General features: G+C 72.4%; 1 pseudogene. It reads left to right on the top strand.

Annotation, left to right across the window (positions count from 1 at the left end):
* Positions 1-320: 320 nt before the first annotated feature.
* Positions 321-540, top strand: a pseudogene (locus tag CCN56_RS44070) (hypothetical protein); the annotation flags it as partial.

The following is a 540-nucleotide window of genomic DNA, read 5'->3' on the forward strand; positions in this document are numbered from 1 at the left end:
TCGCCACCGCCGCCCCGGCCCTGCCGGACGCGGTGCAGCAGGCGGCGGCCTCGGCCCGGCTCCTCGACATCCTTCTTGAGGGGCTGCGCTCCCGGTAGGGCATTTTCCCGGTAGGGCCTTTTACGGACGGCGTTCTTCGTGGTCCGGCTTCGTGGTCCGGGCGGACCAGCGAGCATGACACGAACGTGTGAGCGGTTACGCCCGGATACACGAAGTCGCCCCGGACGAGTGGTAAGTGGACGCGGCGCTTCGGCATGCCCTCGCTCTGTGGCAGGCTTGGCCGATATTCGGGTCTGAGCGTGCGTACGGGGGCTTCCGCGATGAGCGGTGACAGTCGGGACGATCCGCTGGTCGGCGGTGGCACGGAGACCGGGGGCCTTCCCTCCCGGCAGGTTCCGAGCCAGGGCGGGCCGGGAGGTCTCTCCGGCGCGCCGGCGTCTTCCGGAGCACCGGGGGCGCCGTCCGTGCACGCCGAGCCGCATGCCGAGCCGGTCGACGCGAGCGTGCCGCAGCAGCGCGAAGGCAGGCCGGGTGCCGGGG

The organism is Streptomyces sp. NRRL B-24572 (assembly GCF_002156145.1).
Classification (GTDB): Bacteria; Actinomycetota; Actinomycetes; order Streptomycetales; family Streptomycetaceae; genus Streptomyces; species Streptomyces vietnamensis.